The sequence below is a fragment of the Thermaerobacillus caldiproteolyticus genome (assembly GCF_013761245.1).
Classification (GTDB): Bacteria; Bacillota; Bacilli; order Bacillales; family Anoxybacillaceae; genus Thermaerobacillus; species Thermaerobacillus caldiproteolyticus.
This window is the reverse complement of record NZ_JACDUT010000004.1, coordinates 280,621-293,846: the sequence shown is the minus strand read 5'-3', so window position 1 is coordinate 293,846 and position 13,226 is coordinate 280,621. Positions and strand designations below refer to the sequence as shown.

Here is a 13,226-nt window from a genome sequence, read left to right as displayed (position 1 = left end):
CAAAAAAATCCCTATGACAAAATAGGGATTTTTTAGAGCAAATAATTCATAAACCATGTTGCTAAACCAAAATAAATGAGAATGCTAATAATGTCGTTGAGCGTTGTAATAAATGGACCGGAAGCGACAGCCGGATCGATTTTCAGACGATGCATTAAAAGCGGTATGAGCGCACCAGCAATCGTTGCTACCGTTAATGTGGCTAAAAGGGAAAAACCAACGAGCAATCCAAGAAAAATATTATGTTTCCACAAATATACAATCAATGTGATGAGCACTCCACAAGTCGCTCCTGTAATGAAACCCGTTCCTGCTTCTCGGACAATCCATTTCCATTTTCCTTCCTGATTCATTTGTCCGGTTGCTAAGCTTCTCACAGCAACAGCTAACGCCTGAGTTCCCGTATTCCCCGACATTCCCGCAATCAGCGGAATGAAGACAGCAAGGATGGACACTTTTTGTAATGTCTCTTCAAACCGACCAATCAGGCTCGCCGTAATCATGCCAAGAAAAAGTAAAATGATTAACCAAGGAAGCCGTTTTTTCGCCGCTCCAATTGGACGATGATCAGGAGAATCCATATCAGTAATACCCGCTAGCTTGGAATAATCATCAGACGCTTCTTCTGCAATGACATCGACAATATCATCGACGGTAATAATGCCGAGCAAATGACCAGAAGAATCCACGACCGGAAGCGCGACAAAGTCGTAATCACTCATCTTTCTGGCTACTTCCTCTTGATCCTCATCGACAGATACAGAAACAACTCGCTCATTCATAATGCCGCAAATAAACTCATCGTCATTCGATGTAAGCAATTCCCGCAATGACAGTACGCCAACGAGCCGTTTCACCTCATCTATGACATAAAGATAATAAATCGTTTCTGCACGAGCAGCTTCTTTTTTTAAAATTTGTAACGCTTTTTGTACCGTATCAGTTGCTTGAACTGCAATATATTCCGTTGTCATAATGCTGCCGGCAGTGTATTCTTTATAGTGAAGCAAATCTTTAATTTCTTTTGCCGCTTCATCGCCCATAATCGTTAAATAATTAGCAACATCGCTTTTATCAAGCTCGTTTAACACATCGACAGCGTCGTCGGTATACATGTAAGAAAGCATTTGTGCCGCAAATGTGGGATCCATTTCTTGTAAATACACTTTATATTGATCATCATCAAGGTCTATCTGTTCAAAAATCGCTGCCATTTCTTTCGGCGATAAGTAGTGATACATTCTGATTCGCGCATCAGGCGTTTGTTTTGTATAAAATTTGGCTTGATCGTATGGATGCATGTCCAAAAAAAGCCGGCGAAACTCATCGATATTTTCTCGTAAAAGTGCAGCTGTCATGTTTTCATATTCTTGTTTTTCGATCTTTTTTGTCATTTTTCATTTCCTCCTTTCGATGTAAACTATGTATGAATGAAGCGTAAAATTTTCCGCTTGATTTGTGCACTCCCCTTTGCAAAAATAATGTAATTAGCTAATATGAATATGGCAGGCTTTTTACAATACGGAGAGGGTCAAACTATGGAAAAAGATAAATTATCACAACAAAAACTAGACTACAATTTACTATTCATTTTATTTTTAATGGCGATTGTTAGCGCCATTGCGATTCATAGTGCACAACCATCGTTACCCGAAAAACTGCAAAATGTCAACTTTGCCTCCAAGCAATTACAGTGGTATGGTATTGGTATTTTCGTCATCGTCTTGACGATGCTGATCGACTATGACCGTTTCTTTCAAATTGCTTGGTATTTGTATGGATTTGGGATGGTATTGTTACTTGGACTTGAGTTACATGTGCCAGGAACTGTTACTCTGAAAGGAGCGACCAGCTGGTATTCGCTTCCGGGTATGGGTAACTTCCAACCATCTGAATTAATGAAAATTTTTATGATCATTGTCCTAAGTCGCATTATCGTTAACCATCGTGAAAAATACCCGGAACCAACGATTCAAGACGATTTCAAGCTGTTAGGAAAAATGGCATTAACAACAGCGCCGCCGTTATTGTTATTAATGAAGCAGCCGGATTTAGGAATGTCGATGGTATTTACTGCCATTGTCGGCTCGCTTGTGCTTGTTTCCGGTATTCGTTGGCGCATTATTTTTGCAATTGTATTGAGTGCGATTGTCGTTGCAGCCATACTCGTCTTTATTTTCTTTAAATTCCCAGATTTCTTCCATAAATATATCTTAGAAGATTATCAATTGAATCGCTTTTACGGCTGGCTTGCTCCGTACGAATATTCGAATGAGCAAGGATTCCAGCTCATTCGTTCATTGCTTGCGATCGGCTCTGGAGAATTGTATGGAAAAGGGTATAAAAATTTAGATGTTTACCTTCCTGAACCCCATACTGACTTTATCTTCGGGATTATCGCCGAGCAGTTTGGATTTATTGGGGCCAGTGTCGTTATTTCCTTATTTTTCTTGCTCGTCTATCGGATGATTCACATTGCCCTTGAAAGCCATGATTTATACGGTAGCTATTTATGTGCAGGCGTCATTGGGATGATTACGTTCCAAGTATTCCAAAACGTTGGAATGACCATTGGTCTTTTACCAATTACAGGTTTACCGCTTCCATTTATTAGTTATGGCGGAAGTTCACTTGCCACTTATATGTTAGCCATTGGGATTGTTTTAAATGTTCGCTCACGCACGAAAAAATTCATGTTTTCTTCCGAAGATTAAGCCGCATTTTTGCGGCTTTTTGTTTACTGATTAACAATTCCCCATACACTAATAACAAATAGAACGAGTAGGTGAAACTATGAAAATTGATATTATCGGTGATATTCATGGCTGTTATGCTGAATTTGTCACCTTGACAAAGCAGCTTGGATACGAATGGGAGCGCGGTATCCCCATTCATCGCGGAGGACGAAAACTTGGATTTGTCGGTGATTTAACGGATCGAGGGCCGCAATCTTTAAAAACGATTGAGACGGTCTATGCACTTGTGGAACAAAATCTTGCTTACTATGTCCCAGGAAACCATTGCAATAAATTATATCGATTTTTCTTAGGGAGAAACGTACAAATTACACATGGCCTTGAAACGACAGTAGCCGAGTATCATGCGTTACCTCCCAGCGAACAAGCCATGATGAAGAAAAAATTTATAAAATTATACGAAAATGCCCCGTTATATGCCCAATTGGATCATGGCAACTTAATTATCGCTCATGCTGGCATTCGCCAAGACTATATTGGAAAGTACGATAAAAAAGTACAAACCTTCGTCCTTTATGGAGATATTACCGGGGAAACAAATCCTGACGGCACACCAGTCCGACGCGACTGGGCTAAGTATTACAAAGGAACAGCTTGGATTGTATACGGACATACCCCTGTCAAAGAACCGCGTATCGTCAACCGAACGATTAACATCGACACTGGCTGTGTATTTGGCGGGAAATTAACTGCTTTTCGCTATCCTGAGATGGAGACTGTTTCTGTACCATCATCGTTACCATACGTACCCGAAAAGTTTAAATCATTTGATTAAGAAAAGCGCAAGTGCCCAAATTCTCCATCCTGACTCCTGCGATGAGCAATGTTCTTCACCCGCAAGACAGCTTGCCGCTGGTGTGACCGCAGGGCTCTCAAATCATCCCATTTCGATTGGGTGCTTGCGCTACACAAATTTCGTTTCACATTTATACTTTCATTCCTATCTTTTAAAAACAAAACGGGCGATCCAAAAGTAGAGAAGACGTCTACTTTAAGGAGTGGCCCGTTTGATGATACTGCTCATATCCTCTGGAAGAGGACATTGAAACCGATACGTTTTTTGATGAAAAGGATGAAAAAATGAAAGTTCCTTGCTGTGCAATGCTTGACGCGCCATCATTTCACGCCTGCCACCATACAACTCATCTCCCACAAGCGGGTGACCAAGATACGCTAAGTGAACACGAATTTGGTGTGTTCTTCCCGTTTCAAGCTGCAATGATACGTGCGTATATTCATCGAATCGTTGCAATACACGAAAATGAGTCACCGCTCGCTGACCATCTTCGCGAACTTCACGCTCAATGATGCTATCATGCTTTCGAGCGATTGGCGCATCAATCGTTCCTTCGTCCTCTTTCAGCCATCCGTGACAAATCGCTTCATAACGCCGTTTTACTTGACCGCGTTTTTGCAAGTCGGATAGCAAATGATGGACGTGACGGTGCTTTGCGACAAGCACAATGCCTGATGTATCGCGGTCAAGTCGGGTAATGATATGGGCGGTTGTCGAGAGATGCTGCTCGTCATAGTAATGCAATAACGCATTGGCAAGAGTTCCCCTTGGATGTTCCCGTGACGGAATCGTTGACATAAACGGTGGCTTATTCACTACTAATACATACTCATCTTCGTACACAATGTCAAGCGAAAGGCGTTCTGGTTTCATCTCGCTGCTTCGTTCTTCCGGTGGAAAATGAACCTCAAGCTTCTCTCCTATGCGGAGGCGATGACGAACAGTGACAAACTGCCCATCCACAAAAATCGCGCCACCGCGGAATTTAATATCAGTAAGGGCTGTTTTGGAAATCTGCTGTTCTTTTAAAAAATCGCGAACAAGTTTGCCCTCATCTTTTTCAGTAATGGTCCAAGCTAACGTAAAACGTGACAACGTTTCCTACCTTCCTTTTTGTTTAATCCGCAATAAATGAATCGCGAACCCGTTTCCAAAACGGGAACGGGCGGAAGCGAGCGAAACGAATTTTCTCGCTCGCCACACGGCATTGAATCGATTTTACATCTTTATGAAGGAGCGATAAATGGTCAATCGTAATTTGAAAATCAACGTCGTTCACCGGTTTGAGCATACATGTATGATGAGCAGGGAGAACAAGCGGTGAACCGATCGTTCGGAACACACGATTATTGATCGAAGCCATTTCTGCAAGCTGAATCGCCTCAAGCGACGGATGTAAAATCGCCCCGCCTAACGCTTTATTGTAAGCAGTGCTTCCCGATGGCGTCGAAATGCAAAGACCGTCGCCACGAAACGTTTCAAATAAATCCCCGCGAATTTCTACATCCATGACAAGTGTACCGCTTACGCTTTTGACCGTACATTCGTTAAGCGCAAGGTATCTTGCTTCTCTTCCTCCATTAATATAGCGAATAATTACTTCCAATAGTGGATATTCGACAACTTGATACGGTGTTTTTGCAATCGCAATGACGAGTTTTTCGATTTCATCTGGCACCCAATCAGCGTAAAAGCCTAAATGGCCGGTATGCACACCAACAAACGCCGTTTTATCCAAGCGTCGGCAATAGCGATGAAACGCATAAAGCAGCGTCCCGTCACCACCGACAGAAATGACGATATCCGGCTTGTCTTCATCATACTCTAAACCAAAGTCAACTAAGTATGTTTTGATTTTTTGCATTAACGTATTCGAAGTGGCGTCTCCTTTGGATGTCACAGCAAACTTCATTGGCTGATCTTTTTCTCTCATACTTGTTCTCCTTTTGCTTCCTGTTTCCGAGAAAACGCAGCTTGTGCCTCTTGAATTTCAAAGCGGATTTGCGACATTTCCTCATCAAGAAGATAAGCAGCTTCAGCGGCGCGCTGCAGCCGCACTTTAATATCTTCCGGAAAACGACCGCTATATTTATAGTTTAAAGAGTGCTCAATTGTCGCCCAAAAATTCATCGCAAGCGTGCGAATTTGAATTTCCACTAAAATTTTCTTCTCCCCATGAATCGTTTGCACCGGATAACGGATGACAACATGATAGGAACGATAACCGCTCTCCTTTTTTTGCGTAATATAATCTCGCTCCTCGACAATTTCAAAATCATTCCGCTGCCGTAACAGCTCGACAACCGTCTTAATATCATCGACAAACTGACACATCATTCTCAATCCAGCAATGTCTTGCATTTGCTCTTCCAGCTTATCAAGAGGAATGTTTTTCTTTTGTGCCTTATCTAGTATGCTTGCAATCGGTTTGACTCTCCCTGTAACAAACTCAATCGGAGAATGAACACCTTGCATTTCAAACTGTGTCCGCATTCCTTTTAATTTGACCTTTAACTCTTCTACCGCTTGCTTGTAAGGAGCTAAAAACAAATCCCAATGTTTTACCATATGACCACCACCAGCATTATGTAAGAAAAATTTCTTTGACCGCTTTTTCCATTTCTTCACCGTAATTTGCGTTTCCTTCAATATTTTCAAGCAAATATGCTAATTCTTCCTTAAATTGAGGAAGCTCTAATCGCATCGTTCCACTTTGCAGAAAAACTCGAAATTCGCCACTCAAGACTGCCTTCAAATCTTTCCAGAGCGATTGAGGAATAGTGACATAAACAAATTCATCATTGACTTCGAGAATATAAATAAATGCTAGATGATCGGAGTCTGTTAACATATAATGTTTTGCTTTTGCCCCTTCAAGAGAAAACGGTGGCTCAGTTGAAATTAGCCATAATTGTTGATCATGCATTTCAATATGTTCAATTACTAGCTTTTTTCGCATGCTAAATCTCCTTCCACATTCGACAATCCAATCCCTTTTTATTTTACCATAATCACCTTATGCACAATAAATGATTGATATTCAATTGTAAACGTTCCATAATAGAGATAGAACAGATAAGGGGACAAATGAAAATGAAACAACAAGTGGAAATTGAATTTAAAAACTTGCTGACCGCAGAAGAGTTTAAACACATCAAACAAGTTTTTCATGTTCAAGACAGCCAATTTATATATCAAGAAAACCATTATTTTGATACGCCGGGGTTTTCATTAAAAGAAAAAGAAGCTGCGTTGCGTATTCGCGTAAAAAACGACACGTATACGTTAACATTAAAACAGTTGATGACGCAGGGAGTGCTGGAAACTCATGAGAGGCTAACGAAAGAAGAAACATTGTCACTATTGAACGGTACCTCTGTCATAACCGGAGAAATGGCAAGCGTATTACAAACAATGGGCATCCCTCTTGAGCAATTGCAACATTTTGGCACATTAACGACGAGGCGTGCCGAACTTCCTTACGAAGGAGGCATTCTCGTTCTTGATCATAGCCAGTATTTACAAACTGACGATTACGAAATCGAATATGAAACGAACGATGCCGTGCGCGGAAAACAAGTATTTGAGCAATTACTTTCATCGTTAAATATTCCTATTCGTCCAACGATGAATAAAATCAAGCGATTATATATTAAGAAGTATGGAGTGGAGAAAAGGACATGAATATTCAACAGTTAAAACTCTTACTAGAACTTCAGGCATTACAAAATCTATCCACAAATCGTTCACAAAATGAAGGAATAACAGACAGCCAATGGTCTTTTCAAGATTTACTGGCACAATTCATCACGGAGCAACAAACGAATGAACAGCCAAAGCTGTCGCTGTCACTTTCTCCTTCTTCGATGATAGCAACCCAAAATCAAGCTGCATCTGAAGATATTGACGCACTAATTATGCAGGCATCTGAAAAATATGACGTTGATCCACAACTAATCAAAGCGGTGATTCGACACGAATCAAATTTTAATCCGAACGCGCGCAGTGGTGCTGGTGCGGCTGGGCTAATGCAATTAATGCCCAGCACCGCCAAAATGCTCGGAGTTAAAAATGTATGGGACCCTGCGCAAAATATTGAGGGGGGCACCAAATACTTGCGCCAGCTATTAGACCGATACAATGGAAATATCGAGCTTGCGCTTGCTGCCTATAATGCTGGACCAGGAAACGTTGACCGGTACGGAGGAATTCCACCGTTTACAGAAACAAAAGCGTATGTACAAAAAGTGCTCGACACATACTATTCCTAATACTCATCCCCTGTATGATTTGAAACGATAATGAATGGCATAAAAGCGTGGCAACCCCCACCTTTTCGACGAAAAGGAGGGGGGTTCTTTCTGTCCAAGTCACTTTGTTTGAGATATCGGCACTTCGTTGTTAAAATAACAGTACATGATACTCGTCCTTCACTTCATTGGCTGTCCTCATCTGAAGTAGGGATTTGCATATTTAGCTGTGCAAGACTGATGCTATGCTACGATAAATTGAACTTTGTCTCCCGCCTTCATTAGGTTGCGTTCTGCACCTTTCGAAGTGAGGGGACTTCTTTCAGAAAAATGTTAAAGGAGTTATTACAATGGCAGAACAATGGCAAACACCTTATGAAGCGATTGGTGGCGAAGAAATAATAGGGAAGCTCGTAGAAGCTTTTTATCGACGTGTCGCAGTGCACCCTGATTTAAAACCAATTTTTCCTGACGATCTAACGGAGACGGCGAGAAAGCAAAAGCAATTTTTAACGCAGTATCTAGGAGGTCCGCCTCTTTATACACAGGAACACGGTCATCCGATGTTACGAGCTCGCCATTTGCCATTTGAAATTACTCCGACTCGAGCAAAAGCATGGCTCACCTGTATGCGTGAGGCGATGGATGAAATTGGGTTATCTGGACAAGTTCGGGAAGAATTTTATCAACGGCTTGTCTTAACGGCTCATCATATGGTCAATACCCCAGACGAGTCCGATAGAAAGGAGTATTCCCTTGAATGAAAAAACAGCTGGGAAAGCAAACCATGATTGGTTTGTTTCCCAGCTATGCAACGGTAATAAGAAGCCATTAGAAATTTACTTGTTTATCGATCCACTCTGTCCAGAATGCTGGGGGCTTGAGCCGGTTTTAAAAAAATTAATCATTGAATATGGGCGCTTTTTCACCTTGAAATATGTACTGAGCGGAAAATTGGCGACGTTAAACATTCGCAAAAAGCAAAAGTTTGAAAACATTGCTCACATTTGGGAACGGACAGCAAGTCGCTCTGGGATGTCTTGCGATGGAAGTCTGTGGTTTGAAAATCCTATTTCGACTCCATACGCGGCCTCGATTGCAATTAAAGCAGCAGAGTTGCAGGGAAAACGAGCAGGCATTCGCTTTTTACGAAAACTGCAAGAGTTGCTGTTTTTGGAAAAACAAAATGTGTCAGATGTAACAGTGCTAATCGAATGTGCGAAAAGTGTCGGGTTAGATGTAGATGAGTTCGTCAAAGATTTGCAATCGAATAGCGCTGCAAAAGCTTTTCAGTGTGACTTAAAAATTTCATCGGAAATGGATGTACATGAAATTCCAACGCTTGTCTTTTTTAACGAAAACATCGAAGAGGAAGGAATTAAAATTTCCGGCTGTTATCCTTATGAGATTTACGTGGAATTAATTCACGAAATGCTTGGCTTCTGTCCCGAACCAACCCCACCTCCCCCGCTTGAGTCATTCTTAAGCCATTTTAAATTCGTTGCCACAAAGGAAATCGCGGTTGTGTATAATATGTCTATCCATAAAGTTGAAAAAGAAATGAAGAAACTCCAACTAAAACAAAAAGTCGAAAAAGTTCCGGTCAAGCATGGAACATTTTGGCGCTATGTTTCCGTAAAAACAGAATAACAAGAAAAAGACTCGGCATAAAGCCGAGTCTTTTTCTTGTCATCAAGACAACAAAGGGGATGGGAGAAATTTTTCACGGTCAAACAAAGGGGTATAAGGTTGTTTGTGATTTAATTCACGTTATTATCATAGCAAATGGTGTCGAGTTTTGGCAACACCTTTGTGCTGTTGTTCACATTTTTGTCATAAATTCAAGACAAAAGCATGTTTCTCCGAGCACGCCTCATATAATGAAATAAACATTTTCCATCGTTAGGAGGATAACGATGAAACAAGCTGCGATCATATTTTGGATCATAATGATTATTGCAACATTTTATTTAAATTTATTAGGGTTAATGAACTTAATTTCACTGGTCATTACAATGCCTTTATTATTTGCTTCTATTTTCGGATTGCTTTTCACTTGGAACAACCGTAATCGGTTTAAAGGATTTCATCAAAAGCGAATGTGATCACAGACCACATTCGCTTTATTTTTTATAATGACAATAGTTGTTCCATTTCTTCTAACTTTTGTGCAAACACTTGACACGCTTCTTCGATCGGTTGTGCCGTCGTCATGTCTACTCCAGCTTTTTTCAATACCTCAATCGGATAGTCGGAGCTTCCAGCTTTTAAAAACTCGATATAACGTTCTACTGCTGTTTCTCCTTCTTCTAAAATTTGTTTGCTTAATGCGGTCGCTGCACTAAAGCCTGTCGCATATTGGTATACGTAATAATTGTAGTAGAAGTGCGGGATGCGCGCCCACTCTAAACCGATTTCTTCATCAATGACAACGTCAGTACCGAAATACTTTTTATTTAAATCATAGTAAATCGATGTTAAAGAATCGGCCGTTAGCGCTTCTCCCTCCTGCGCTTTTATATGAATTATATGCTCAAATTCGGCAAACATCGTTTGGCGGAACACCGTGCCACGGAATCCTTCCAAGTAATGATTAAGTAAATATAGACGTTTTTTCTCATCGTCAATCGTTTTGAGTAGATAATCATTCAGTAACGCTTCATTGCAAGTCGATGCCACTTCAGCCACAAAAATAGAATAGTTTCCGTATGGATACGGCTGCGTTTTTCGCGTATAGTAACTATGAACAGAGTGCCCAAATTCGTGCGCTAACGTAAATAAATTATTTACATTATCTTGCCAATTCAACAAAATGTACGGATTCGTTCCGTAAGAGCCTGACGAGTAAGCACCGCTTCGTTTTCCCCTATTCTCACGAACGTCGACCCAGCGGTTTTCTAAGCCTTCTTTCACTACATTTAAGTAATCTTCACCGAGGGGAGCAAGCCCTTTTAATAAATACTCTTTCGCTTCCTCGTAAGTCACTTCCATCTTCACATCTTTGACAAGCGGTGTATACAAGTCATACATATGGAGCTCATCGATGCCTAATACCTTTTTGCGTAGCCGCACATAACGATGCAGTAAAGGCAAGTTTTGATGAATGGTTTCGATAAGATTGTCATAGACGCTTTCTGGAATGTTGTTGCTGCTTAATGCTGCTTCGCGCGCTGATTTATAACGGCGAACACGTGCAAAAAAGTTGTCTTTTTTGATCGCACCGCTCAATGTGCTCGCAAATGTATTTCTATATTTTCCGTATGTGTCATATACAGCCTTAAACGCATCGCGGCGCACGCGGCGGTCTTCGCTTTCAAGGAACCGAATGTAACGCCCATGCGTCACCTCGACCTCATCACCATTTTCATCAATAATTGTTGGGAATTTTAAATCAGCATTATTTAACATGCCGAATGTATTGCTAGGAGATGCCATCACTTCTGCCGCTTGAGCAAGCAATGCTTCCTCGTTTGCTGATAAAACGTGCGGGCGTTGTCGATTGATCTCGTCTAATGCATGTTCATATAGCTTTAGCTCTTCTTTTTCTTTCAAGAATGACTGTAATTTTGTTTCGTCAATCGCTAAAATTTCCGGGACAATAAAGGCCATCGCGCTTGATGCTTCACTATAAAGGCTAGAAGCTCGATCGTTAAGCCCTTGGTAAAACGTATTCGTCGTATCTTGGTCATAACGCATATGAGCATATGTATACAGTTTTCCTAGGCGCATTGATACTTCATCTTGATATTGCAACGCTTCGTAAAGAACATCGGCGGATTCTCCTAGTCGTCCTTGATAATCCGATAATTTTGGAATCATCTTTTTCACTTCTTGAAATTCTTGCTCCCACGCTTCATCTGTCGGAAAAATATCTTCAAGTCGCCATGTCTCTTCAACAGGAATTTCATTACGCGTCGGCAATGATTTCGCCGTTTTCTTTTCATCCATAACTTGCTAAACCTCCTTTAAAAAAATATATGCACGTAAGTAGTATTCTCGTTTTTTTACTTTTTCCCTCTAAAATTGGCCAGATTTTATTTTGATTGCTTCAAGCAACCGTTTGTCTTCATTTACTGCCTCATCCATCGTTTTCGGAAGCGTAAGCGGCTTTATTAATTGTAATGTATGACGGCTTTTCCATTCAATATATCCGAGTTGCGTCAGGAGTTGCAAATATTCATAAACCGCCCGCGAATAATGGTACAGATTCGCAAGTGGCAATGTTCTCACCGTTACAATCCGGGCAGCTATTTTCTCATTCATCAATGCATAGATGGAAGAAAGGGGAATGACTTCATGATACTTTGAGAGCTCTATTAGCACGTATGTCTGCCAAATAAAGGGAGGAGTTTCAAATAAATAACTATGTGATAGAGGCCAACCTGCTTCAGGAGGGAACAAAGGCGGGAGAATACGATGATGATAAAAATCTGAACAAATTCGGCGATTCGTTTTGTTTGGATACATTGTAAACGTCAATCGCCACTTCTTCTTTTCCGACAACCACTCGCTCCAAAAATCATCCGGTAATGGTACAGACGGATATGAAAGCAAATCATCAAAAGAAAGAGACGACAACGCATTCATAAGAGGAATCGCAAACGTGCAATACGGGGAAAATGGAATAAATCGAACGAGACGAAACATCTGCTTTGTTTCCGGGCAGTAATAGAATAGAAGAGGTTGAGAAGAAAGCGAGACATGTTGAGCGAACAACCAGTGAAAACGCGATAGTTTAAAACGATACAAAGACAAATGCCGAAGATGATGAGCCCCCATAATCCAAATAGGTCGAATTCCTGCTTTTTTATAATAGTTGTTCCGCTTCCGAAATAATGCTTCACTGATCGGCGAACATTGATATTCAAGAGCATAAGCGCGCTGATCGACAACAACAAAAAGATCCGGTCGTTGCTGAATAGAATGGAAATACGGCTCTAGCTTGACATTGATGGACTGCTTTTGCAACCAGCGAAATAAATCCATTTTACCAGCTAAATGAGTCGAGGATTCCGCTTCATGTTCGAATGCACACATTCCTTCTTTTTTATGAGCAAAATGAGGAATTCGGCGATTTCCAAGCTTTAAGATCACTTCCCTTTCACAAGCAGGGCAAAAAAATGTTTCTTGTTGTTTTAAACGAATAAGTTCCACTCTTGTCCAACGATCCACAAGCGAAATCGGTCGCCCATCTTTTAGCAACGCGACAAGCAATTTTTTCACATCCTTTCACAATAAAGATAGTCATCACATTCAACAATAAGTAGAAAAAATCCTTCTTTCTAAGTAAAAAAGCGCAAGCGCCCCAATTTCTCCAAAAACCTGTCCACGTCCTGTGGGCAAACGGTATTGCCAGCCTAGCTTCCTTAAAGGAGAAAGTTATTAGGCACCAGAGAGTCATGAGCTAGACAAAACTCCGGAGAA

At 41.0% G+C, this 13,226-nt stretch carries 14 protein-coding genes; 7 read left to right on the top strand and 7 right to left on the bottom strand.

The window, feature by feature from the left end:
• Window positions 1–32: 32 nt before the first annotated feature.
• Complete coding sequence (gene mgtE / locus HNR31_RS08395; protein ID WP_181555802.1) at window positions 33–1,394, bottom strand: magnesium transporter; 1,362 nt, start codon at window positions 1,392–1,394, stop codon at window positions 33–35.
• 144 nt (window positions 1,395–1,538) lie between these two features.
• Here mgtE and HNR31_RS08390 point away from each other — a divergent pair, with 144 nt between their 5' ends.
• Both HNR31_RS08390 and prpE read left to right on the top strand, forming a co-directional pair.
• Window positions 1,539–2,714 carry an FtsW/RodA/SpoVE family cell cycle protein gene (locus tag HNR31_RS08390; protein ID WP_181555801.1) on the top strand — a complete coding sequence of 392 codons (1,176 nt, stop codon included), beginning with the start codon at window positions 1,539–1,541 and terminating at the stop codon, window positions 2,712–2,714.
• A 79-nt stretch (window positions 2,715–2,793) separates the two neighbouring features.
• Window positions 2,794–3,531 carry a bis(5'-nucleosyl)-tetraphosphatase PrpE gene (prpE, locus tag HNR31_RS08385; protein WP_181555800.1) on the top strand — a complete coding sequence of 246 codons (738 nt, stop codon included), beginning with the start codon at window positions 2,794–2,796 and terminating at the stop codon, window positions 3,529–3,531.
• A gap of 216 nt (window positions 3,532–3,747) precedes the next feature.
• On the opposite strand, the gene HNR31_RS08380 is transcribed toward prpE, so the two are convergent.
• The 4 genes from HNR31_RS08380 to HNR31_RS08365 are packed head-to-tail and all read right to left on the bottom strand — an operon-like array spanning window position 3,748 to window position 6,511.
• Window positions 3,748–4,647 carry an RluA family pseudouridine synthase gene (locus HNR31_RS08380; RefSeq protein ID WP_181555799.1) on the bottom strand — a complete coding sequence of 300 codons (900 nt, stop codon included), beginning with the start codon at window positions 4,645–4,647 and terminating at the stop codon, window positions 3,748–3,750.
• Between the two features lie 22 nt (window positions 4,648–4,669).
• The gene (locus HNR31_RS08375; protein WP_373367388.1) at window positions 4,670–5,464 is read right to left on the bottom strand and encodes an NAD kinase; all 795 of its coding nucleotides are present in this window, start codon (window positions 5,462–5,464) and stop codon (window positions 4,670–4,672) included.
• 17 nt (window positions 5,465–5,481) lie between these two features.
• Window positions 5,482–6,120 (bottom strand): GTP pyrophosphokinase, encoded by a 639-nt coding sequence (locus tag HNR31_RS08370; protein WP_181555797.1) that lies wholly within the window; start codon window positions 6,118–6,120, stop codon window positions 5,482–5,484.
• A gap of 16 nt (window positions 6,121–6,136) precedes the next feature.
• Entirely contained in the window at window positions 6,137–6,511 is a 375-nt protein-coding gene (locus HNR31_RS08365; protein ID WP_181555796.1) for a UPF0738 family protein, read from the bottom strand.
• Window positions 6,512–6,645: 134 nt separating this feature from the next.
• On the opposite strand from HNR31_RS08365, the gene HNR31_RS08360 reads away from it, so the two are divergent.
• The 5 genes from HNR31_RS08360 (at window position 6,646) to HNR31_RS08340 (ending at window position 9,907) form a co-directional block, all read left to right on the top strand.
• Complete coding sequence (locus HNR31_RS08360; RefSeq protein WP_181555795.1) at window positions 6,646–7,236, top strand: CYTH domain-containing protein; 591 nt, start codon at window positions 6,646–6,648, stop codon at window positions 7,234–7,236.
• On the top strand, window positions 7,233–7,823 hold the full coding sequence (locus tag HNR31_RS08355) for a lytic transglycosylase domain-containing protein (RefSeq protein ID WP_181555794.1): 591 nt from the start codon (window positions 7,233–7,235) through the stop codon (window positions 7,821–7,823). Before HNR31_RS08360 ends, HNR31_RS08355 begins: the two co-directional genes overlap by 4 nt.
• A gap of 329 nt (window positions 7,824–8,152) precedes the next feature.
• Window positions 8,153–8,566 carry a globin domain-containing protein gene (locus tag HNR31_RS08350; protein WP_181555793.1) on the top strand — a complete coding sequence of 138 codons (414 nt, stop codon included), beginning with the start codon at window positions 8,153–8,155 and terminating at the stop codon, window positions 8,564–8,566.
• A complete protein-coding gene (locus HNR31_RS08345; protein WP_181555792.1) occupies window positions 8,559–9,452 on the top strand; it encodes a ClpXP adapter SpxH family protein in 894 nt (297 codons plus the stop codon). The genes HNR31_RS08350 and HNR31_RS08345 overlap by 8 nt, the downstream gene beginning before the upstream one ends.
• Before the next feature lie 266 nt (window positions 9,453–9,718).
• Window positions 9,719–9,907, top strand: coding sequence for a hypothetical protein (locus tag HNR31_RS08340; RefSeq protein ID WP_181555791.1), 189 nt, complete (start codon window positions 9,719–9,721; stop codon window positions 9,905–9,907).
• 25 nt (window positions 9,908–9,932) lie between these two features.
• Here HNR31_RS08340 and pepF read toward each other — a convergent pair whose 3' ends face one another.
• The gene (pepF, locus tag HNR31_RS08335) at window positions 9,933–11,750 is read right to left on the bottom strand and encodes an oligoendopeptidase F (RefSeq protein WP_181555790.1); all 1,818 of its coding nucleotides are present in this window, start codon (window positions 11,748–11,750) and stop codon (window positions 9,933–9,935) included.
• A gap of 69 nt (window positions 11,751–11,819) precedes the next feature.
• Window positions 11,820–13,016, bottom strand: coding sequence for a competence protein CoiA (locus tag HNR31_RS08330; RefSeq protein WP_181555789.1), 1,197 nt, complete (start codon window positions 13,014–13,016; stop codon window positions 11,820–11,822).
• Window positions 13,017–13,226: the final 210 nt, after the last annotated feature.